Annotated in this window: 18 protein-coding genes and 1 tRNA gene; 6 read left to right on the forward strand and 13 right to left on the reverse strand. The window is 57.8% G+C overall.

Annotated elements, in window-relative coordinates:
• Complete coding sequence (locus tag ACLQMU_RS00270) at positions 1-831, reverse strand: HAD family hydrolase (protein ID WP_422150598.1); 831 nt, start codon at positions 829-831, stop codon at positions 1-3.
• 59 nt (positions 832-890) lie between these two features.
• Between ACLQMU_RS00270 and ACLQMU_RS00275 the strand changes: the two genes are divergently transcribed.
• Positions 891-1853 (forward strand): ribose 1,5-bisphosphate isomerase, encoded by a 963-nt coding sequence (locus tag ACLQMU_RS00275; RefSeq protein ID WP_422150639.1) that lies wholly within the window; start codon positions 891-893, stop codon positions 1851-1853.
• Positions 1854-1983: 130 nt separating this feature from the next.
• Positions 1984-2802 carry a diaminopimelate epimerase gene (gene dapF / locus ACLQMU_RS00280; protein WP_422150599.1) on the forward strand — a complete coding sequence of 273 codons (819 nt, stop codon included), beginning with the start codon at positions 1984-1986 and terminating at the stop codon, positions 2800-2802.
• 23 nt (positions 2803-2825) lie between these two features.
• Here the strand turns inward: dapF and ACLQMU_RS00285 are convergent, their stop codons facing one another.
• The 4 genes from ACLQMU_RS00285 to larC all read right to left on the reverse strand — a co-directional run bounded on the left by ACLQMU_RS00285 (position 2826) and on the right by larC (position 7933).
• A complete protein-coding gene (locus tag ACLQMU_RS00285; RefSeq protein ID WP_422150600.1) occupies positions 2826-3911 on the reverse strand; it encodes a radical SAM protein in 1086 nt (361 codons plus the stop codon).
• Positions 3912-4247: 336 nt separating this feature from the next.
• The gene (locus ACLQMU_RS00290) at positions 4248-5969 is read right to left on the reverse strand and encodes a PAS domain S-box protein (RefSeq protein ID WP_422150601.1); all 1722 of its coding nucleotides are present in this window, start codon (positions 5967-5969) and stop codon (positions 4248-4250) included.
• A 78-nt stretch (positions 5970-6047) separates the two neighbouring features.
• Positions 6048-6725, reverse strand: coding sequence for a DNA repair and recombination protein RadB (gene radB, locus ACLQMU_RS00295; protein WP_422150602.1), 678 nt, complete (start codon positions 6723-6725; stop codon positions 6048-6050).
• On the reverse strand, positions 6722-7933 hold the full coding sequence (gene larC, locus ACLQMU_RS00300; RefSeq protein WP_422150603.1) for a nickel pincer cofactor biosynthesis protein LarC: 1212 nt from the start codon (positions 7931-7933) through the stop codon (positions 6722-6724). The genes radB and larC overlap by 4 nt, the downstream gene beginning before the upstream one ends.
• A gap of 42 nt (positions 7934-7975) precedes the next feature.
• Between larC and ACLQMU_RS00305 the strand changes: the two genes are divergently transcribed.
• On the forward strand, positions 7976-10615 hold the full coding sequence (locus ACLQMU_RS00305) for a CDC48 family AAA ATPase (protein WP_423988096.1): 2640 nt from the start codon (positions 7976-7978) through the stop codon (positions 10613-10615).
• Positions 10616-11015: 400 nt separating this feature from the next.
• Here the strand turns inward: ACLQMU_RS00305 and ACLQMU_RS00310 are convergent, their stop codons facing one another.
• From ACLQMU_RS00310 to ACLQMU_RS00320, 3 genes are all read right to left on the reverse strand, one after another.
• The gene (locus ACLQMU_RS00310) at positions 11016-11348 is read right to left on the reverse strand and encodes a 4a-hydroxytetrahydrobiopterin dehydratase (RefSeq protein ID WP_422150605.1); all 333 of its coding nucleotides are present in this window, start codon (positions 11346-11348) and stop codon (positions 11016-11018) included.
• Positions 11349-11415: 67 nt separating this feature from the next.
• Complete coding sequence (locus ACLQMU_RS00315; protein ID WP_422150606.1) at positions 11416-12996, reverse strand: sodium:solute symporter family protein; 1581 nt, start codon at positions 12994-12996, stop codon at positions 11416-11418.
• Entirely contained in the window at positions 12986-13114 is a 129-nt protein-coding gene (locus tag ACLQMU_RS00320; protein WP_422150607.1) for a symporter small accessory protein, read from the reverse strand. Before ACLQMU_RS00320 ends, ACLQMU_RS00315 begins: the two co-directional genes overlap by 11 nt.
• A gap of 303 nt (positions 13115-13417) precedes the next feature.
• Between ACLQMU_RS00320 and ACLQMU_RS00325 the strand changes: the two genes are divergently transcribed.
• The 3 genes from ACLQMU_RS00325 (at position 13418) to ACLQMU_RS00335 (ending at position 16294) form a co-directional block, all read left to right on the forward strand.
• Positions 13418-15544, forward strand: coding sequence for a DEAD/DEAH box helicase (locus ACLQMU_RS00325; protein ID WP_422150608.1), 2127 nt, complete (start codon positions 13418-13420; stop codon positions 15542-15544).
• A gap of 100 nt (positions 15545-15644) precedes the next feature.
• The gene (locus tag ACLQMU_RS00330) at positions 15645-16073 is read left to right on the forward strand and encodes a plastocyanin/azurin family copper-binding protein (RefSeq protein ID WP_423988099.1); all 429 of its coding nucleotides are present in this window, start codon (positions 15645-15647) and stop codon (positions 16071-16073) included.
• Positions 16074-16075: 2 nt separating this feature from the next.
• Entirely contained in the window at positions 16076-16294 is a 219-nt protein-coding gene (locus ACLQMU_RS00335; RefSeq protein WP_422150610.1) for a hypothetical protein, read from the forward strand.
• A 147-nt stretch (positions 16295-16441) separates the two neighbouring features.
• Here ACLQMU_RS00335 and ACLQMU_RS00340 read toward each other — a convergent pair whose 3' ends face one another.
• The 5 genes from ACLQMU_RS00340 to ACLQMU_RS00360 all read right to left on the reverse strand — a co-directional run bounded on the left by ACLQMU_RS00340 (position 16442) and on the right by ACLQMU_RS00360 (position 19872).
• The gene (locus ACLQMU_RS00340; protein ID WP_422150611.1) at positions 16442-16672 is read right to left on the reverse strand and encodes a hypothetical protein; all 231 of its coding nucleotides are present in this window, start codon (positions 16670-16672) and stop codon (positions 16442-16444) included.
• Positions 16673-16869: 197 nt separating this feature from the next.
• Positions 16870-16954, reverse strand: a tRNA-Ser gene (locus ACLQMU_RS00345).
• Positions 16955-17107: 153 nt separating this feature from the next.
• Positions 17108-18706 carry a thermosome subunit alpha gene (thsA, locus tag ACLQMU_RS00350; protein ID WP_422150612.1) on the reverse strand — a complete coding sequence of 533 codons (1599 nt, stop codon included), beginning with the start codon at positions 18704-18706 and terminating at the stop codon, positions 17108-17110.
• An 83-nt stretch (positions 18707-18789) separates the two neighbouring features.
• Positions 18790-19395 carry an orotate phosphoribosyltransferase-like protein gene (locus ACLQMU_RS00355; protein ID WP_422150613.1) on the reverse strand — a complete coding sequence of 202 codons (606 nt, stop codon included), beginning with the start codon at positions 19393-19395 and terminating at the stop codon, positions 18790-18792.
• 21 nt (positions 19396-19416) lie between these two features.
• A complete protein-coding gene (locus ACLQMU_RS00360; RefSeq protein WP_423988104.1) occupies positions 19417-19872 on the reverse strand; it encodes an NOB1 family endonuclease in 456 nt (151 codons plus the stop codon).
• Positions 19873-19876 lie beyond the last annotated feature (4 nt).

Consider the following 19876-nt stretch of genomic DNA (forward strand, 5'->3'; position numbering starts at 1 on the left):
TCACGATCGGGAAGTGCCGGGATGCCTTATCAGCGTCCCGATTATGGGCAGCACATCCCGAACGTGAGTGATCACGTAATCGGCGGCCCTGAAGAGTTCCTCAGGACGGTTAGCGGGCTGCTGCACCGTAAGGATAGCGGTATCGGCTTTCGTAAACGCACAGAGATCGTTTATCCCGTCGCCAACCATGACGACCCGGTCGTACTCATTTTTGAGATCCGAGACAATCTGAGCCTTGACCGAAGGCGTCGCCACCCCGTAGACCCGGTCGCGGGGGATGCCAAGGTGATCGGCCATGATCTCCAGTTTGGTTGAACGATCACCGGACGCAATAAACGTGGGCACGCCCATCCGGTGCAGTGCGGTGATCGTCTCCTTTGCGCCTTCAAACGGCCATCCACCCGCCGTTATGGTGAACTCTACGGCCTTTTGTGCCATGTTGAGGATGGCGCCGCTGTTGAGCGTGAGCATCGTTTCGTCCCTGCAGACGCCCCAGACGTTACGGATGCACTCCTGGAGGTCGCCGACACGCGCCCGGGTGTCGGTATACAGCATATCGCCGATCTCCTCCGCGGTCGTGATCTTGCGGGTACAGCTGATTCCAAACCCGATCTCGTTATCCACCAGGTAGGCGGAGAGCAGCATATCCGGCGGGGTTGCGATGATATGCTTGGAATGGACCGGCAGAACGATCAGGACACGTTCCAGCGACGTGAAGGTGAGGGTCGTCGTCTCGATCCCGGGCATAAGTACCTGCCGTTCGATGTCTTTTGCGACGCGGTAGGTGGAAAGAAGCGTCCCGGCACTATCGAAAACCACGGCTGTCGTCATCGTTTCACCCGGTAATAAACTCTATGTAGGTTCCCCTCTCCATTGAATCAGTGATGCTGATGATCGTACCTGAAACTGCAGACAAGATAAAGAGCATGGAAATCAGGGGGGCGGGAAGGATCGCACGGGCCGTCGCAGAAGCGCTCCGGGATCATGCGCTCGCGGTCCGGGCCACGGCCCCCGATGCGTTCCGGCGGGAGATGGAGCAGGCAGCCGCGACGCTCCTTGCCACCCGCCCGACAGCGGTGTCGCTCCCCAACGCGGTCCACATCGTCATGGCCGGCCTTGACCATGCGACGACCGCAGAAGAGGCGCGGGCCGGGGTGGTCCGGCGCGCCGATGAGTTCATCAGCTCGTCGCAGCATGCGGTGGATCGGATCGCGCAGTTCGGGGCAAGCCATATCCGCGACGGCGATACGATCCTCACTCACTGCAACTCAGAGGTCGCACTCGCGTGCATCACCGTGGCGCACCGACAGGGAAAGGAGATCGAGGTCTTTGCTACGGAAGTGCGGCCAAGGAACCAGGGACTCATTACGATCCGTACCCTGAACGACGAGGGCATACGAACAAATTTTATCGTGGACTCCGCTGTCAGGTCCTTTATCAACGATATTGATCTGGTGATCGTCGGAGCCGATGCGGTAACCGTGAACGGTGCGGTGGTCAACAAGATCGGAACCGCCCAGGTCGCCCACTCCGCCCGGGAGGCCCGTGTCAACGTGATCGTGGCCGCGGAGACCTACAAGTTTGCGCCCCGCACGATCCTCGGAGAACTGATAAAAATCGAGGAGCGGGCCGGAAGCGAAGTCCTCCCGGACGAGATCGCCCGGACGCTTCCTCACATCACTGTCCGGAACCCGGCCTTCGATGTCACTCCCGCTGAGTATATCGACATGATCGTGACCGAGAAGGGGGCGATCCCGCCGCAGATGGCCTATGTCATCATCAGGGATTACCTCGGGTGGGGAATCGATGAGTTCCATACCACTTTCGGGACGGCAGGTCTCAATGGGGAATGAACACGTTATATCCTGTTTCAGTATGCCGATGCGTTTATTGACGAAAAAACCTTAGGAATTATCACCACCAATCGGGCTGCACCGGCAAACCCGGCCAATGAGAAGAGCATCATAAACCAGAGGAAGCGAGATGGAGATACCTTTTACCAAACTGCACGGAAACGGCAACGATTTCGTACTCATCGATGAATATGAGAAGACGGCTATTCCCGATGAAATGAAAGCGCAGTTTGCCGCTCTTTACTGCGACCGGAGGTTCGGGATCGGGGCGGACGGTGTCCTGTATCTCTCAAAATCCACAACCTGCAACATCAGGATGCGCATCTTCCAGCCGGATGAGAGCGAGGCGGAGATGTGCGGCAACGGTGTCCGGTGCCTTGCCAAATATGCATCCGATGCCGGGTATGTGGAAGAAACCTTTACGGTCGAGACCCCGGCCGGGACAGTCGGGGTTTCGGCCCGGTATACTGACGAGGAGTTTACTGCGACCATCAGCATGCCCGAGCCGAAATTTGAGAAAAAGGAGATCCCTGCCACCGGGGATGGTGAATACCACGAGCGAATCGGGGAGTTCGAGGTCTACGCGGTAAATACCGGTGTTCCCCATGCGGTGGTCCTGGCTGATTCGGTCGACAGCGTCGATATCGGTGCGGCCGCCCCGCTCATCCGGCACCATACAACTTTTCCCGAAGGCGCAAACGTGAATTTTGTCGAGAAGACTGGTGACGACTCCCTGCGAATCCGGACGTTCGAGCGCGGTGTAGAGGAAGAGACACTCTCCTGCGGGACCGGTGCAACCGCATCTGCGGCAGTCGTGCGCCGGCTCGGCCACATGAAGGATACGATCCATGTCGAGACCAGGGGCGGCCCCCTCACGATCTCTTTTAGGGACGGCGTGAAGATGGAAGGCCCTGCCGTCACGGTCTATTCCGGCCGGATCAGCTATTAACTCTCTTTTTAGCCCGCCGGTCCTTACCGGAATCCTGCGAGAGTTGCCTGCCGGGCTGCACCGGAAAATGCGAGATAGGGCAGCGCCCGTTTCAGGCAGGAAGCCGAAACGCCAAGATCCCGGGGTGTCCGGATCGTACGGCGTTCCCGGGCCTGCAGAATGGCGTGTGCGGTGACCGTCCCGATTCCGGGGACGTGGATGAGATCGTCGAACGATGCAGAGTTGGGATCGACCGGTTCCCGCCCGCGGGCAAGGAGTGCCTTAGGGTCGTCATTGGGGAGTGTGTTGTTCTCGTCCATCAGGGGCTGCAGTTCAGTCCTGGAAAAACCGTACTCCCGGATGAGATGATCCAGCTGGTACCAGCGGCGTGATCGCCAGGCTGGCGTGCTTTCCCGTGAGGCCAGCCGGGTTTTTGGCAGCGCCCGGAAGGCCGAATAATAGATCCGCGAGGGAAGCACCTGTTCGTAGAGTGAGGTGACACAGTCGAAGATCTCCCTGTCGGTTTCTCCTGCCGCCCCGATCACGAGCTGCGTGGTGTGCCGTCCGGGTGCAGCCTCTGCGATCCAGTCGAGCCGTTTCAGAATATCACCGGTATAGTCTTTGATCCCGGAGAGGTTACGGAGCCGGCTCTCCCCGGTTGTCTCTACATTGAGGCTGATCCGGTCCGCGAACCGCGCCGCCTCGCGGATATCCTCCCGCCGGGCCCCGGGCAGGATCTTCAGGTGCAGGTACCCGGGGTATCCCCCGTTCCGGAGAATCCGGGCAGTTTCGATGAGTTCTCCCATCACATCATCGGTGTCATACGGTATCCCTGAGGTGAGAAAGAGGCCTCCGGCAAGGTTTTTCTGGTACAGTGCAAGGAACATTGCGGCAAGTTCGCGGGGCGCAAATGCGAGCCGCGACCGGTCGAGCCGGACAGAGCAGTATGCGCAATCGTACGAACAGCTTCCGTGGAGGAGCACCTTGAGCATCCGGTTGCAGCCGCCCGCGTTCTGGTTGTACGTGATGCAGGCACCCGAGGCGAGCATCTGCATGCATTCTCCCGGCATGCAGACATCGTACTGGCTGCCGGAAGTCAATTTTGCCAGTTTTTCCCCGCTTCCGGGCATATACGCCCATTTGACGGGCGCATCATTTAAGGAGGCGGCGGGCGGGGGGTGAAAGTGACCTGCAGGTAAGAAAATCCGTTCATTTCAGGGGAACGATCCTGCATTCTGCCGGCTCTCTGGCATTCCTGATCGCCCCGCTCATTTCCCGGTCTGTTTCCACTTCGTTATATCTTCGACAAGAGAGAGTGTCGACGCAATGCGGCCTTCCCGGTGGTCCATGAGCGGACTGACGGTCAGCGCCCGTTTCGGGGCGGCAGCCGGAAGGCCGAGGTCCTTTGGGATGCGGATCGCCCGGGCGCGGACAATAGCCCGGGCACCGGCTTATCGGTGACGGTTTTATGAACCCTCTTTTACCCCGGTCTCACTCTGGTCCGCGATCTCTTCTACCAGCCCCATCGTGGAGACGATTTTTCCCGTCCGGTCCCTCAGCGGGCTGACGGTCAGTGAACCCCAGATCACGGAACCGTCCTTCCTGATGTACCGCTTCCGCGTGCGGTACCGTGAGATCGTACCCGCATAGAGCTTTTGCATCTCGGCGGCATCTTGGTCATTGTGGTCCGGGTGGGTGACCTTCTCGATTGTTTTTCCCAGCAGATCCTGTTCCGAATAGCCGAACATTTCGCAGCACATCCGGTTCACCGAGACAAACCGGTGGTCGCTGTCCACGATCACCATTCCGAGAGGTCCGTCTTCGAACACCCGCCGGAACCGGTCCTCGCTCTCCTGGAGCGCCTCCTCAGTACGCTTTTGATCGGTCATGTCAATGCCGATCCCCCTCAGGCCGGTAATTACGCCATCGCTGATGACCGGGGCGACATAGGTTTTTATCGGGAATGTGCTCCCGTCTTTGCGCAGTGCAGTATATTCCACGGTCGCGGGGAACTGGTCGATGGGTTTTGACAACGCCTCGGCAATCAGGGCAGATATTATCGACCGGTCCCCCGGGGATATCACCTGCCAGATGGTCAGATTTCTCTCAAAATCGTCAGGGTTATACCGGTACATTGAAAAACTCCCCCGGTTAGCGAAGATCAGGTTGCCGGAGAGATCGCATGCCCAGACCGATTGCGGCAGGAAGTCTGCGAACTCCCGGAATTTTTGCTCACTTTCCCGAAGCTGCATCTCTGCCTGCTTCCGATCGGTGATATCCTCCACAATGGAGATCGATGAGGTAACCCGGTTTTTCCGGTCCCTGAGGGGGGTCACGGTGACCGATGCCCAGAGCACAGATCCGTCTTTCCGGAGGTACTGCTTTTCATCCCGGATAAGGGGAATCTTCCCGGTATGGAGGAGGCGCATTTTTTCCTTGTTCCGGAGGATGTGAGCGGGATGCGTTACGTCCGCAAATGATTTTCCGGCCAGCTCGTCTCCGGTATACCCCAGCATCTCGCAGAATGTCCGGTTGACCAGGGAGAACCGGAAATTGCAGTCGATGAGGGTCATGCCAAGCGGTCCGTCTTCAAAAATACGCCGGAATTTTTCTTCGCTCTCCCGCAAGGCTTCATCAGCCCGTTTCCGATCCGTGATATCTTCAAGGATGACCGAGACGCCTTTCTGCCCGTGGTCGAGGGCAGTCGGCGCAATCCGGCACGAGAAGATCACGCCGCCCCGGGCCGGTCCCAGTTCCCCCTGCCACTCGATGCCCTCCAGCCCCGTTTTGACCCGGGCCAGGAAATCAGGGAAGAGGTCGTCGAATGCCGTCACCAGCGGCGAGTACTCGATATTTTTTCCGGTCAGCTCGTTTATCGGGGCGGTCAGGAAGCGTGCGAACGCGTCGTTGATGAAAACGATCCGGGTGCTGCTGTCCAGCTGCAGGATGAGCTCCGAGGAGATGGAGAGTACCGCGGAGACCGGAACGCGGTTTGCGAGCGAATAAATTTTGGCCATTCCGAAATGGCGCATCTCCACCTGCCCGGAGAGGAGCAGTTTTTCGAGGTATCTCCCGGCCGTGTTCCGGTTTACGCCGACCTCACGTACAATATCGGTGATGCTCAGACCCTGCGGGTTTTTCTTGAGGACCTCCCGGATTCGCTCGGCGGTCTGCTGTATCAGCACCATGGGCGGAATAATATCTGTGTGGGTGGATATTAATAATCCGACATTATTGCCAGATAGAGAAGTGGGTCGATCGTCCGGTTATTCCCGCGCCCGGATCCCGTCTTCCACGATCTCGAAGTCGAACGAGGTGCCCTCAGGACGGGACCGGTGCTTGACGAGCGTCGCCCGCCGCCACCCGGGCGCCTCGAGCCGGTCCAGCCGGATGATGGCCTTCGATATGTGTTCGAGCGAGGTCCCGCCAAGGCCGGCAAACGTATTTCTCGTGGTGTCCATGTAGACCTGGTTGGTGATGAGAACTGCCGGTTCATACCGTTTTGCGTACCCGAGGAGCTGGAGCATCTGCCGGGTGAGCATCTGCATGGCGTCCCTGCCTTTCTCAAGGTCAGTCCGGTAGAGTGCAGTTGCCGAGTCCAGGATGAGCAGCCCGGGCTTGTGCTGCTTAAAAACTTTATCCGCTTCAACAATCATACTGCCCTGCTGTTCGAAGTCGACGGGTTCAAAGAGAAAGAGCCGGTCTGCGATAGTCTCGGTATCGCTGCCAGCAACCTGCCGGAACCGCTCGATCGAGAAGCCTTCGGAATCGATGAAAATAACCGATCCGCCTGCCCTCAGGCAGGAGACGGCGGCAACTGTGCAGAGCGTACTTTTGCCGCTTGCCGGGCCACCGTAAATCTGGGTGAGGGTGCGGAGTTCGAGCCCGCCGCCGAGCAGGCGGTCGAGGGCCGCGTTGCCGCTGCTGCGCCGGTCGGTCTTCATCGGTCACCCGGTCGTTCCCGCGGTTGAAGTTTGTCTGCCTGTTTTTCTGCTGCTTTCTGTGCGGCGAGGAGCATATCGCGCACCGGCAGATCCAGTTCCGCCGCCCAGTTACGTGCGGCATCGAACTCGGCCTTGTACGTGTAGATATGCCCGTCCATCCACCCGCATTTCACCGGCATGTGTTTCCTGTATCCCTGTATCTCCACGTCGACTTCTGCCGTTGTGCGCTCTGCGATAAACCGGTGGATGGCCGGGATGCACCGGATCCCGAGCGTACCCAGTTCGCGTGCCATGAGCCGTGCGAGGGCAGCACTCGTTTCAGGGAGGGCGATAACGGTAACAAGGTATCCCGGCCTGCCTTTTTTCATGATAATTGGTGTCGCGCTCGCATCCCGCGCCCCGGCGGCCATGAACCGTGCCAGCGCCTCTCCGATCACTTCCCCGCTCACATCGTCTACGTTCGTTTCAAGGAGGTCGACTGTATCCTGCGGCAGCGCACCGGTCGTGTCCACCACCATCGCCCGGAGCACGTTGGGGGAATGCGGCGTGTCCCGGCTCCCGGCCCCGTAACCGACGGCCCGTATCGTATACCCGCCGGGATCGGCCGGCCCAAGCGAGGAAAATTCCGCGAGCAGGGCGGCACCGGTCGGTGTGCAGAGCTCCCCTTCATCGTTCCCCTTTATGGCCACAAGTCCCGATCCTTTAAGGATAGCCACCGTCGCAGGAGCCGGGAGAGGTATGGTGCCGTGCGATCCGGTAACCGTGCCCGACCCCAGTGCAAGCGGCAGCACCGCGACGCCATCGACCCGGAGCGTAAAGAGAGCGGTACAGGCACCGATCACATCGGCGATTGCATCATCGGCCCCGACTTCGTGGAAGTGGACATGGCTCCCGTGAACTTCCTCTTCTGCCGCGTTGAGCCGCGAAAAGACCCGGCGGGCCATCGCAAGCACTTCGGGAGGCACAACGGGGCTTGCATCATCGAGCCGCTTGTATACATCGGAAAGCGACCGGTGTTCCGGGGTGGCGTGGGTATGCACTCTCGTGGCCCGGATGCCGGCCCGGTTCACGGTTTCGATCGTTGGCTCCGTGACAACGGCCTGCATCGCGGCAACGACGCGTTCCCGGTCGGCTCCGCAATCGAGCAGGGCGGCTGTAATCATGTCCCCTGCTGCGCCGTGGAACGGGTCAAAAACAAGGACTCGCATTTACAGTACTTATAAATCCCTGCGTATATGACCTTTAAGGTAATGCCTGAAGTGCAACTGAAAGTCGATTCCGCGTATCCCGGCGACCAGGGCGGGGGAAAAGCGAGACTCGACCCTGAAACCATGCTCCTTCTGAAAATTTCACCAGGGGATCTCGTGGTAATCGAGGGGAAGCGCCGGACCGTGGCAAAAGTGTGGCGTTCCCTTGTCGAGGACTGGAACCAGCGCAAGATCCGGATCGACAACTTTACCCGGATGAATGCCGGAGTGAGCATCGGGGACACCGTCAAGATATCGACGCTCTCAGAAGAGATCGAGGCAAAACGGGTTGTGCTCGCCCCTCCCGAAGATCTCCCCAAGAAAATACCTATTGCCAATAACCCACACGTGATAAACGGCCTCCTGGATTTCCCGGTCGTGAAAAACGATTCTATCCCCATCATGCTGGGCCTGCCGTTTGTCCAGCCGCAGATCGTCGCGTTCAAGGTCGTCGAGATCGAGCCCGAGGAGGCCGTGATCATCACCAAGAACACCTCGGTCGAGTTCTCCGACAAGCCGGCCGCGGGGTTCGAGGGGGTCAAACGGTTCTCGTACGAGGATATCGGGGGCTTGAAAGATGAGCTCCAGCGGCTCCGCGAGACGATAGAGCTGCCCCTCCGGCACCCGGAGCTCTTTCAGAAACTGGGGATCGAGCCGCCCAAGGGCGTGCTCCTCTACGGCCCGCCGGGGACCGGGAAGACCCTGATTGCAAAGGCGGTGGCAAGCGAGAGCGGTGCGCACTTCATCTCGATCGCGGGTCCCGAGGTTATCTCGAAATATTATGGCGAGAGCGAGCAGCGCCTGCGCGAGGTTTTCGAAGAGGCGCGGGAGAACGCGCCCTCGATCATTTTTATCGATGAACTGGACTCGATTGCGCCCCGGCGGGAGGAAGTGACCGGGGAGGTCGAGCGCCGGGTCGTTGCCCAGCTCCTGACCATGATGGACGGCCTCGAAGAGCGCGGGCAGGTCGTCGTCATCGGTGCCACGAACCGGGTCGATGCGATCGACGCTGCCCTGCGCCGGCCCGGCCGTTTCGACCGGGAGATCGAGATCGGTGTGCCGGGCGAACCGGATCGGATCGAGATCCTGAAGATCCACACCCGGGGCATGCCACTGGCAGAGGACGTGAGCCTGAATGTACTCGGCCAGCAGACCCACGGATTTGTGGGGGCAGACCTTGCCGCACTTGCCCGCGAGGCGGCGATCCGGGCCCTGCGCCGGTACCTGCCCGATCTCGATCTCGACAAGGAGGAGATCGATCAGGAAACCCTTGACAAACTCAAGGTGCTTGCCGCTGATTTCAGGAGTGCCCAGCGTGACGTGGGCCCGAGCGCGATGCGCGAAGTGATGCTCGAGGTCTCGCACGTAAAATGGGACACTGTCGGTGGCCTTGACGCGGCAAAGACCGAAGTCCGCGAGGCAGTCGAGTATCCCCTGACCCACCATGACCGGTTCGACGAGCTCGGGATCGTGCCGCCCCGGGGCGTGCTGCTCTACGGCCCGCCGGGGACGGGCAAGACACTGATCGCAAAGGCGGTGGCAAGCGAGAGCGGCGCCAATTTCATCCCGGTACGGGGGCCGCAGCTCCTCTCCAAGTGGGTGGGTGAGAGCGAACGGGCAGTGCGCGAGATCTTCAAGAAGGCCCGGCAGGTATCGCCCTCCATCATCTTCTTTGACGAGATCGATGCGCTTGCCCCGGCACGGGGGACCTCGAGCGACTCGCACGTGATTGACAACGTGCTCAACCAGATCTTAACCGAGATGGATGGCCTCGAGGAGCTTAAGGATGTCGTGATCATGGGCGCGACCAACCGCCCGGACATCGTGGACCCGGCGCTCCTGCGGGCCGGCCGTTTCGACCGGCTCGTGTACATCGGCGAACCGACCTTGGATGATCGCCGGAAGATTATCGGAATTCATACGAGATACATGCCGCTCGAAGGCTCGGCGCTCGAAGATATCGTGGGGATGACCGAAGGGTTCAATGAGGACACGCTGGCTGAACTCGTTGAAAAACTGGAAAAAGATGCAGAAAAGAGAAAAAATACAAAAATTTCCGCAGAAACCATAAAAGCTGCGATAAAGGAAATAGATGAAGAAGCAAAAAAATTGAAGGGTGAGAGACGGCGAAGGCTGTTCGATCTAATGCGTGAGAGGAATCTCACGTTCGAGGATCAGACGTTCGAAATGATTCTCGACTTGACTGAAGGTTACACTAAAGATGCCCTGAGTGAGTTGGTCGAGAAACTGGGAAGAGATGCAAAAATTACTGCAGAAATTGTAAAAGCCACCATAAAACATGCGAATGCAAAGCCTTCGAAGGGTGCGAGGCGGCGGAGGCTGGTTGACCTGATGCAGGAGAAGAACCTTACGTTCGAGGACCCGGCCCGGAATGGCCACGTTACAACCCTTGCGCAGATCACTGAGGGCTTTGTCGGCGCAGATCTCGAAGCGCTCTGCCGCGAGGCCGGGATGTTTGCGCTGCGGGAAGATGCCGCGACCGTGACGCCGCAGCACTTTTCGGAGGCCCAGAAGAAGGTGCACCCGACCATGAACGACAACCTCCGGGACTATTACGGCAAGATCCAGCAGCACTTCAAGGGTGGGTTACCGCAGAAGGTGCAGCCGCCGGAGTATCAGTAATTTTTTTGGGATTTTTGCAGCACAGAAAATCTGCTTAATATCCTCAGATTCTATATCCCTGACTCACGTGGTGGAGGGTAGCAGCGGAGCGGATATTCCCGAGGAGAGAGCAATCCGGATCTCCATGATTTAAGGCCCGATTGTACGGTCCGGGAGATATTGGGGGACGAAATCACAAAAAAGGGGGCCTATTGTTTTCAGAAACCCTCACTTCATCGTCCGTTTGCTGAATTAATAGGGTTATTGTGCCCTAAAAAGGAACTAATTAGGCCCAAATAAGGGCTCGATTTTTCCCGTGGTGAGTGATTGGACGTGTATCCCCACCGGAACGCACCGGTGGCAATCCGGGTAAAAAAGGGGATGACAGCGCATCCCGAAAAAAAGCCCGCCTCACCCGGCCTTATTCGTTATACCGGCGCTCGTTGATCTTTGCGGCCATGATGAAATCGTTGAGGGTCAGGCCGCCGGCCGGGTACGTGTAATATCCCACGTCCACGAACTTTCCCTCCCGCATGGCAAGATCGGGGATGTGCCCCTCTTCGGTCGACATCGTCAGCACATCGTTGAGGAATTCGATGGATCTCTCGCTGTCCTCGAACGTGAACGTGCGCGTCAGGTGCCCGTTTTCGAGCGACCAGCCGGGCACTTCTTTTAAGATCTCCACCGTATCCTTGCGGGTGATGGGTGGCGAGCCGGGTTTATAGGTTGTGCATTTCTTCTGCGCGAGTTCCATAGTTATCTAGTCCACCCTGCAACCAAAAAAGGTTTTCTTAAAAAAAAGTGCAGAATTTTGTTCTTTTTCATTCGGCCGGGGCCTGCACGGCCGGCGCGGGGGGAATATGTTGTTCATACTGTTTCTGGAGAACGAACATCACCACAAGCGAGACGGGCAGGGCGATCACCAGCGGGTCGATCACCGACCACGGGAGGGGCAGGAGCGCCGGCGTGCCGAAGATCGCCTGGCAGAGCCCGAGCGGTTTTGCCTCGGCCGTGTGAATAAACGCCGTCCACGCAAACCAGATCACTGCCCCGGAGACCATGCTCGCGATTGCGGCCCGGGTGGATGGCCGTTTCGCGTAAATCCCGACTGCGAATGCAGGGAGGAACGCAGCAGCACACAGCCCCATGAACATCGCCGTTGCCCGGGCGATGATGGATATGGGGAGCGCGAATGCAAGTAGGGTCGAGGCTACCATCATCAGGATGATGCCGTACTGGTTATTGCGCAGTGAGAGGGCGCATTCCCTGCCCCGGCCCCAGAGATCACAGATAAGCGCCGTACCCATCGCGTGGTAGAGCGAGGAGAGCGTCGACATTGCGGCGGCAAGGAGCGTGAGCATAAAGAGGGCGACAAAGATATCCGGCATCGCATCGTTGATGAAGACCGGTATGATCGAGTCCACATTCCCCCCGGCAGCATCGATGGCGATCTGCCCGCCATGCTGGAAGAAGTAGACGTTCGAGAGCGCTCCCACGGTGAACGCAACACCGGTCATCATCAGGATAAAGATCCCGCCGATCAACACCGCCCGGTTGAGCGACCGGTTGTCCTTTGCGGTCATGAACCGGACCACCAGCTGCGGCTGGGCGAGCACCCCGATCCCGACGCCGAGCACAATCGTGGTGACCAGCGTGTACCAGATAGGTGAACCGAGCAGCGGCATCGATGTCCAGCCGGTCATCCCCTGGCCGGCGAGCGCCTTGGGGACAAGGTCCGCCATGTTCGAGAGCGCCGTGTTCCCGGCCGTCACTCCCCCGACCAGAATGTACGTGAGTACCAGAAGGACCGACATCCCGATGAACATAATCGCACCCTGAAAGGCATCGGTGTACATGACCGCGATAAGCCCGCCGAAGATTACGTAGACTGCAGTAATGAAGGCAAAGATCAAAAGCGAACTGGTGTAGCTGATGCCAAGTGTCGGCTCGATAAAACGGGCGCCGCCAATCAGGATTGCCGCCGTGTAGAGCGGCATGGAGATGACAATGATAAACCCGCTGATATACTGGAGGAGCGGGGAACGGTACACCTTACACATCAGGTCCGGGAAGGTGACGGCGGAAAGACGCTGCCCAATCTCCCGGGTCTTTTTCCCGAAGAACACAAATGCAATCAGGATACCGAGACCGATGTTTAATACGGTCAGCCAGATGAGCCCCATCCCCAGGTTTGCTGCCTGTCCGCCGAAGCCTACGATGGCAGACGTGGAGATAAAGGTCGCACCGTAGGAAAGGGCGATAATAAACGGATGGCTGCTCCGCCCGGCGACCAGGTAATCGTCAGTTGTTTTCGTTTTTTTATAGCCGGCATAACCAATCAGCAGGGTGATGGCAAGGTAGATGATGACGAGCACAGCCATCATGAACGCGTCAACTGCCATCGTTGTTACTCCCCTTGTTCCAGTTCAGTAAGCCGTACACAATACACGCCAGCGTAAAACCGATGGCAAGTCCATAGCCCATCCATATCTGCGGGTCGGGAATTCCAAGCACAAGCATAGCGAAAACCTCGGGTAACCTCTACGCCACAACAATACACGGGGAACCTTCAGCGGATCCCCTAACTAAAACCGAAGAAAAAGAAAAACCGGGCTGCCCTTATTGCATTTGAACAGACCCGTTGCACCTGCATAGTGTTACCGACCGGTTTTATGAATATAATGGTATATAACAATTTTCATATTCTCCACCACCGCCGGAACCGGTTGCGGACGTCCCCAAAAGACCATAAGACGCACGGCACAATGGAGTACTACGAACAGGCGATCGGTATTCTCCAGCCTGCACGAGTCCCTCCGGGCCGTGCTCGCTGAACGGCTGGGCTGGTGCGAGCTCCGCGAAGTGCAGGAGCAGGCATATACGGCAATACACGCGGGAAGTGACGTGCTCGTCATTGCGCCGACCGCCGGGGGAAAGTCCGAGGCCGCCCTGATCCCGGTGCTGGACGATATCCTGAAATCCGGCACGAAAGGGGTTGCCTGCCTTTACCTGTCGCCTTTGAAGGCACTCATCAACGATCAGGAAGAGCGTATCGCCGCGTTCTGCCGACCCACCGGCCTTTCCGTTGCAAAGTGGCATGGGGATGTCCCGAAAGGTGAGAGGGGGTGGAATGCGGACGAAGCCCCGCAGTTCCTGCTGATCACCCCGGAGTCGCTCGAAGTGCTCCTGCACGAAAGAAGGCATGGCGTTGACCTCGCGAACCTTCGGTACGTCATCGTGGACGAACTGCACGCGTTCGTGGAGTCGGAACGGGGCGCCCACCTCACTATCCTTCTCGACCGTCTCGACCGGATCGCACGGGCCCCGGTACAGCGCATAGGGCTCTCGGCAACAGTCGGGAACCCGGAGGAGATCCTCGCGTGGCTCTCGGGCGGTTGCCACACCCGCCAGCTCGTTGTTGTCCCTGCGCCGGCAACCGCAAAAAAGTTCCGGTTTGTCATAGAGCCGGACCCGGCCCGCCGGATCGATGCGCTCGCAGGACTTGTTGCCGGGAAAAAAGCGCTCGTCTTTGTCAACAGCCGGAGCGCGGCAGAAACGATTATGCAGGAAGCAGCCGGCCGGATAAAAAATCTGCACGTCCACCACTCATCGGTTGCTCCTGCGAAAAAAAAAGAGGCCGAGGAGGCGTTCCATGGCGGGGAGGGGGCGTGCATCATTTGCACAAGTACCCTGGAACTCGGGATCGATATCGGGGATCTGGATATCGTAGTGCAGGTCGGTCCGCCGGACTCGGTCTCTTCGTTTTTACAGCGGATGGGCCGGAGTGGCCGGCGGGAACAGGCCGCGTTTGTCGCATGGCTCCTTTCCGATCCGGGGGAACTCCTCACCAGCTGTGCGGTGATCGAATGCGCCATGGAAAAAAAAGTTGAATCCCTCAAGCCCCTGACAAAACCCTATAACGTGTTTGTCCAGCAGATCTTCCTGTACATCCTCTCCGCATCCCGGGCCGGCCGGAGCATGATCATCCGTGACCTCCTTGCATTCTCCGCATTTGCACACCTTTGTAGTGAGGATGTGGATCGGATCCTCGATCACCTGGTTTCATCCGGGTATCTGGCCGGGGACGGTGAGATGCTGATGCCGGGAACAGAAGCTGAAAGGGTCTTCGGGCGTTCGAATTACCGGGAGCTGTATTCGGTGATCCGCGGAGGAGGCGAGTACCGGGCGGTGACACCGGACGGCGAGGTGGTGGGGAGCCTTGACGCCCGGTTTGCGAACCGTTCTGACCCGGGTGATTTTTCCCTGGGGGGGACGACCTGGTCGGTGGTCAGGTGCGACGAGAGTCACGACCTCGTGGTGGTGGTGCCGGGCAGGACCGGGAAAAGCACCATGTCCCGGATCTTCTGGACAGCAGGTGAGGTGGCCGCACTCTCCCCGGTGATCTGCGGTGCGGTGCAGCAGATCGTTGCCCGGGGCGGGACCACCCTGCCGCTTGGAGAGAGAGAGACGGAGGCTCTTTGCGAAACGCTCCGCACTCTGCCTGCCGGGATCGGTGGGCAGGGAATCTTTGTCCGGGAGGAGCGGGGAACTGGCGGAAAGGAGGTGGTCATCTATTCTTTTCACGGCAGCCGGTTCAACCGGGTTCTGGCGCATCTGGCAAAGGGCCTGCTCGGCCGGGTCCAGGTCAGGTACGACGATGAACGGGTACGGGTCGTGCGTGCCGGAAAGACCGGTGCCGCGGAAAGGGTTGCAGGGGTGATCCGAAAGATACCTCATCTCACCCCGGCTGGGATCGCAGGGTACCTCCCGCTGCCATCCCCGGATTTATGGAAGTTTGCAGGAGTGCTCCCGCTTTCAGCGTTCCGGGACATGGTGCTTTGGGACTATTACCGTATCGGGGAATTTATGCAGGCCCTTGCCGGGGAACCCGTCACGCTCATGCCGGATGCAGAACCCGGCGCAGGGGAAACGAATCCCGGCGTTGGATGATCCCCGATCGGATATACACCGGCACCATCCCAGTCCCGGATCAGCTTTAAAAAACCATGGCTGTACATATCCTTAGAGAGATACACAGGAGCGTTTTACAATGAAGTCTATCCTTTTTCTCTGCATAACAGTCATTGTCTTCCTGCTCATGGCAGGATGTAGCCAGACTGCACAGCAGGGGCAGCCTGCTGCGACGGCGACACCCACCACCCCGGCGGGGACTGTAAGTGCCACTCCCGTGAGTGCCACTCCTGTGGTCACAATGACCACATCGGTCTCTGGCAACACGGTAATCATCCAGAACATGGCATTTAACCCGGCGCAGATCACGGTGAATGCCGGCTCAATCGTGCGATGGGTCAACAAGGACAAGGTCGCGCATTCAGTTGTGTTTTCCCCGGAGGCAAAGATTGATACGTTTGTGCTTTCCTCCGGCCAGGCGTTCACCGTAAAACTGGATAATCCCGGTGTCTACAATTATTCCTGCGGCCTGCACCCCGAGATGCAGGGATCGGTCGTGGTGACCTAGCGATGCTCGAGGAAATCTCCTTTTATCTTATCTTTGGAAAACCGCTTATCATGTACCTGGGGATCCTGACCCTCTCCGGCTTCCTTATTACCGCGCTTGTTGCCGTTATGAACCGGCGCGGAATCCACGTGATACCTTTTTTCTGGCACTCCCGCATTGCTGTATTTTCCCTTGCGTGTGCCATTGTCCACGGGATATTGGGCGTCCTGCTGTTCTTTTAATTTACTGGCGCGGGGCCCGCCTGCAAAAATGCCCGTTTCAATCCGCGTCTTTTCTTACGATAGTCACATACGAGGAAAGAATACCCGGGCTGGCCTGCGGGGCTCCGTTTAATGTGTTATTTCAGGCAAGAAAGATTCCTCTTCCCCTCAGAAGCCGGCCAACCGAAGGAGCGAGCCTACGAGAAGGCCGAACATGGAGGAGGATGCCGACATCAGCCCGAGCAGGATATACCCGGCTACCACTCCTATCTTCAGGGGCGTATAGGTACGGTTGAGGTTTAAGCGCCGTACCGTACGGAAGGATCTTACATCGGCGGAGATCTTCGGTTTGTTCTTTTTGATCCGGATCATGGTATTTTCCGTTGAAGTTTCGTCCACGGTAATACGATATATTGCCCCTGAAACGATGTTTGCAGGTACGTTATACTATGAACAGGTCGTATTTAATATTTTTTTATTGGGGTAAATAAAAAATAATAAAAAATTTGGAATTTAATTGCAATCAGAGGTCAAATTATCCAAATAAATAAAATTTCCCGAGAGAAGATGCCCTAAAAAGGAATGGTGGTTGTTTACGCCGAGGGGGAGATTTGAACTCCCGAGGCGCAAAGCGCCAGTAGCTTTCGAGGCTACCGCCTTCCCGGGCTAGACTACCTCGGCACCCGGTTCAGATCATTTTCTTTGCGATTCCACTAATAGTTATCTGCCCTTGCATCAACCGGCGCGGATCGGATCCTTGTACTGGACCCGGAGTCCACTGTGCGGTGTCAGGAAACAAAAAATAAAAAATGACAGGATATTCGTGTCCCCGATCTATGCCATGGGCGGCATAGCCGGGGAACTCTTGGACTGTGTGATCATCATGTCGTCAACACGGATTAGCATAATAGCAGTCTCGGATGCGCTCTGTATGGACTGGCGCTTTGACCGGAGCGGCTCGAGCACTCCTTCTGCCTGCATATCGATAATCTCACCTGTATAGACATTGAGGCCGGCTGTCTTCTTCCCCTTCGCATGGGCATTCTTGAGTGCGACCAGTTTGTCGATCGGGTTGTAGCCGGAGTTCTCTGCAAGGGTACGCGGGATGGTCTCATAAGCTGTTGCGTATCCCTCGATAGCAAGCTGTACCCGGCCCCCGACCGTCTCGGCGTAGTCCCGGATCTTCATGAGAAGCTCGGTCTCAACAGCGCCGCCGCCGACCACATAGGTACCATCCTCGATCGCGTCCATGACCACGCGGGTTCCATCGACAACCGCACGCTCGAGCTCGTCGAGGAGGTAGTCGCTCGTGCCCCGCAGGAGGATAGTGATCGTCTTGGGATTCTTGCAGCCGGAGATGCGCGTGATATCGATATCACTGTCCTCTTCGACAACCTCGGCGTGGCCGAGATCCTTTGCAGTCAGGTCTTCCGGCTTGTTGACAATATTTGCGTTCAGCGCCCGGGCGGCGTACTTGAGGTCCTTTTCCGGGACATCCTCAATGGCAAAAATGCCATTCTTTGCAAGGAAGAACTGGACTGCGTCTGCGATGCCCTTCTGGCAGAACACCACGTTCGCACCGGCGTCCATTATGGCATCGGCGAGTTTCTTTAAGGTCGCCCGCTCCTGCTCGGAGAAGGCTGCAATCTGGTCGGCAGTCGTGATCTTGATCTTCGCTTTTACCTGGGTCTTCGTGATCTCCATCGGCGTTGCGATAAGCGCGACTTTGGCCTTTGTGATCTTCTTTGGCATGTCTTCGCTTACCCGTTTCTTGTCAAGGACAACACCCCGGACCAGTTCGGCGTCATCCATGGAACGGCCCTTCTGCTTCTTGATCATCACATCGTCTTCATCTGCCAGGTACTTCCCGTTGACCTTCTCTGCGATGGCCATCACGGCGTCTACGATGATTTCGTCCAGTTTTACCTTGACCGATTCGATGGATTTGCCGGTGATAGCGGTATCGGCAATTTTCAAGAGGGTCTTCCTGTCCTTGGGGTCTACCTTCAGGGAAAGGGAGTCTGTGATCTCGAGCGCCTTTTGCATACCCAGCCGGTATCCCTGTGCGATCACGGTCGGGTGGATGCCCTGTTCCAGCAGGTGCTCTGCCTGCTCCATTAACGAGCCGGCGATGACAACCGCCGTGGTAGTCCCGTCGCCGACCTCGTCATCCTGGGTCTTTGCAACTTCGATGACCATCTTTGCGCCGGGGTGCTGGACCGAGATCTCCTGTAATATCGTCGCTCCGTCATTGGTGATGACAATGTCTCCGGTAGACCCTACGAGCATTTTGTCCATGCCCCGGGGACCCAGTGTTGTCCGAACCGCACCGGCAATTGCCTTTGCGGCCATGATATTCGAGCGTTGTGCCTCCTTGCCGGTGTTACGCTCCACATTGTCTCTTAGGATGATAATTGGTTGACCAGATAACATAGGTGATCCTCTAATGCTGTAAAAGGTGGAATTGAACTTCTATATATATTGATCCCTTGGTGGTTCTGCAGAAAAATAAATGGCTAATCTATACGGGATATTTTGAAGAGCGAATAGACCGGCACGCCATCAATGTCCCTGATGCCGCGCTTATCGAAGATCACCCAGATGGCAACCGGGTTCGCCCCGTGTTTCTTGAGGTACTTCACAACCTCCCTCATCGTATTTCCCGAGGTGATAACGTCATCGACAATGATGCAGCGCTCATTGGCTACCGGCGCAAAGTTCCCACTGATTGACCCGACCGGGTGATCGCTCGTGTTTTGCTTCGAAGGGTGGTAGATGGCAAGCTGTGCGGCCTCCTGTACCGATATGACCGTCGCAAGGGGGATGCCGGAAAGGGCAATCCCCACGATGACTTCTGCGGAAGCCGATGCCGGATCCTTCTGGGCACCGTAATACCGGTTCATCAGCATCAGGGCGATGCCATCCAAGAGGGGAGCATGGCTGCTCACGGCCGTCCAGTCGATATGTACGTCCTTTGGAGCTGCCGCCCCTCCTTTTGCCTGGGTTAAAAGCCAGGTCACGGTTTCCATGGAGAGCGAAAGCTCGTCTGCAATCTGGCCGGGGCTGTGCCCCTCGGATAACAGGAGTTTTGCCCTAGCTATCAGATCGTCAAGGGAAGACATGCAAAAAAGATTTGTGGTAATCTATTTAAGTTTTCGTTTAATATTTGAGCCGCAGACCGGGCATTCCCCGTCGGTTTTGAAGTAGCGGCCGCAGCCGCTGCACCGGTATTTCCAGGCGATCTTTTTTGCCCGCCTCTGCCGGAGGGGCTGCACGGCAATCCCGAGGCCGCCGGCCACGTTCTGGATCGCAAAGTCGTCCGTAAAGATGGTCGCCCCGAGCTCTCCGGCAAGGGCGAGGACATCACAATCGGTACCGGAGATCACCGGAAGGTCCCCGGTCTTCTCTGCGGCAGCCCGGACCCGGGCGAGCTCGTCAGCACCCGGCAAACGAACCCGGAGCCCGGCAGCCACGAGCAGGTCGTAACGGCACCTGCTCTTGAGATCCACGAGTTCCGCGACAACGGACGGTGTCGTGTAGCACTCGCCGGTGACCGGGTAATCCGTAAAAAAGACCGTGGCATCGAGAACGCTCTTCATGGTC

It is taken from the genome of Methanoregula sp., assembly GCF_052325125.1.
Lineage (GTDB): Archaea > Halobacteriota > Methanomicrobia > Methanomicrobiales > Methanospirillaceae > Methanoregula.

What these genes read in the sequence shown, in the direction of transcription:
- ACLQMU_RS00315 (WP_422150606.1), bottom strand. Translation starts at nt 12,996, where the DNA reads ATGGCAGTTGACGCGTTCATGATGGCTGTGCTCGTCATCATCTACCTT.
- ACLQMU_RS00275 (WP_422150639.1), top strand. Translation starts at nt 891, where the DNA reads ATGATCGTACCTGAAACTGCAGACAAGATAAAGAGCATGGAAATCAGG.
- ACLQMU_RS00360 (WP_423988104.1), bottom strand. Translation starts at nt 19,872, where the DNA reads ATGAAGAGCGTTCTCGATGCCACGGTCTTTTTTACGGATTACCCGGTC.
- ACLQMU_RS00270 (WP_422150598.1), bottom strand. Translation starts at nt 831, where the DNA reads ATGACGACAGCCGTGGTTTTCGATAGTGCCGGGACGCTTCTTTCCACC.
- ACLQMU_RS00310 (WP_422150605.1), bottom strand. Translation starts at nt 11,348, where the DNA reads ATGGAACTCGCGCAGAAGAAATGCACAACCTATAAACCCGGCTCGCCA.
- dapF (WP_422150599.1), top strand. Translation starts at nt 1,984, where the DNA reads ATGGAGATACCTTTTACCAAACTGCACGGAAACGGCAACGATTTCGTA.
- larC (WP_422150603.1), bottom strand. Translation starts at nt 7,933, where the DNA reads ATGCGAGTCCTTGTTTTTGACCCGTTCCACGGCGCAGCAGGGGACATG.
- ACLQMU_RS00305 (WP_423988096.1), top strand. Translation starts at nt 7,976, where the DNA reads ATGCCTGAAGTGCAACTGAAAGTCGATTCCGCGTATCCCGGCGACCAG.
- ACLQMU_RS00290 (WP_422150601.1), bottom strand. Translation starts at nt 5,969, where the DNA reads ATGGTGCTGATACAGCAGACCGCCGAGCGAATCCGGGAGGTCCTCAAG.
- radB (WP_422150602.1), bottom strand. Translation starts at nt 6,725, where the DNA reads ATGAAGACCGACCGGCGCAGCAGCGGCAACGCGGCCCTCGACCGCCTG.
- ACLQMU_RS00285 (WP_422150600.1), bottom strand. Translation starts at nt 3,911, where the DNA reads ATGCCCGGAAGCGGGGAAAAACTGGCAAAATTGACTTCCGGCAGCCAG.
- ACLQMU_RS00330 (WP_423988099.1), top strand. Translation starts at nt 15,645, where the DNA reads ATGAAGTCTATCCTTTTTCTCTGCATAACAGTCATTGTCTTCCTGCTC.
- thsA (WP_422150612.1), bottom strand. Translation starts at nt 18,706, where the DNA reads ATGTTATCTGGTCAACCAATTATCATCCTAAGAGACAATGTGGAGCGT.
- ACLQMU_RS00355 (WP_422150613.1), bottom strand. Translation starts at nt 19,395, where the DNA reads ATGTCTTCCCTTGACGATCTGATAGCTAGGGCAAAACTCCTGTTATCC.
- ACLQMU_RS00320 (WP_422150607.1), bottom strand. Translation starts at nt 13,114, where the DNA reads ATGCTTGTGCTTGGAATTCCCGACCCGCAGATATGGATGGGCTATGGA.
- ACLQMU_RS00335 (WP_422150610.1), top strand. Translation starts at nt 16,076, where the DNA reads ATGCTCGAGGAAATCTCCTTTTATCTTATCTTTGGAAAACCGCTTATC.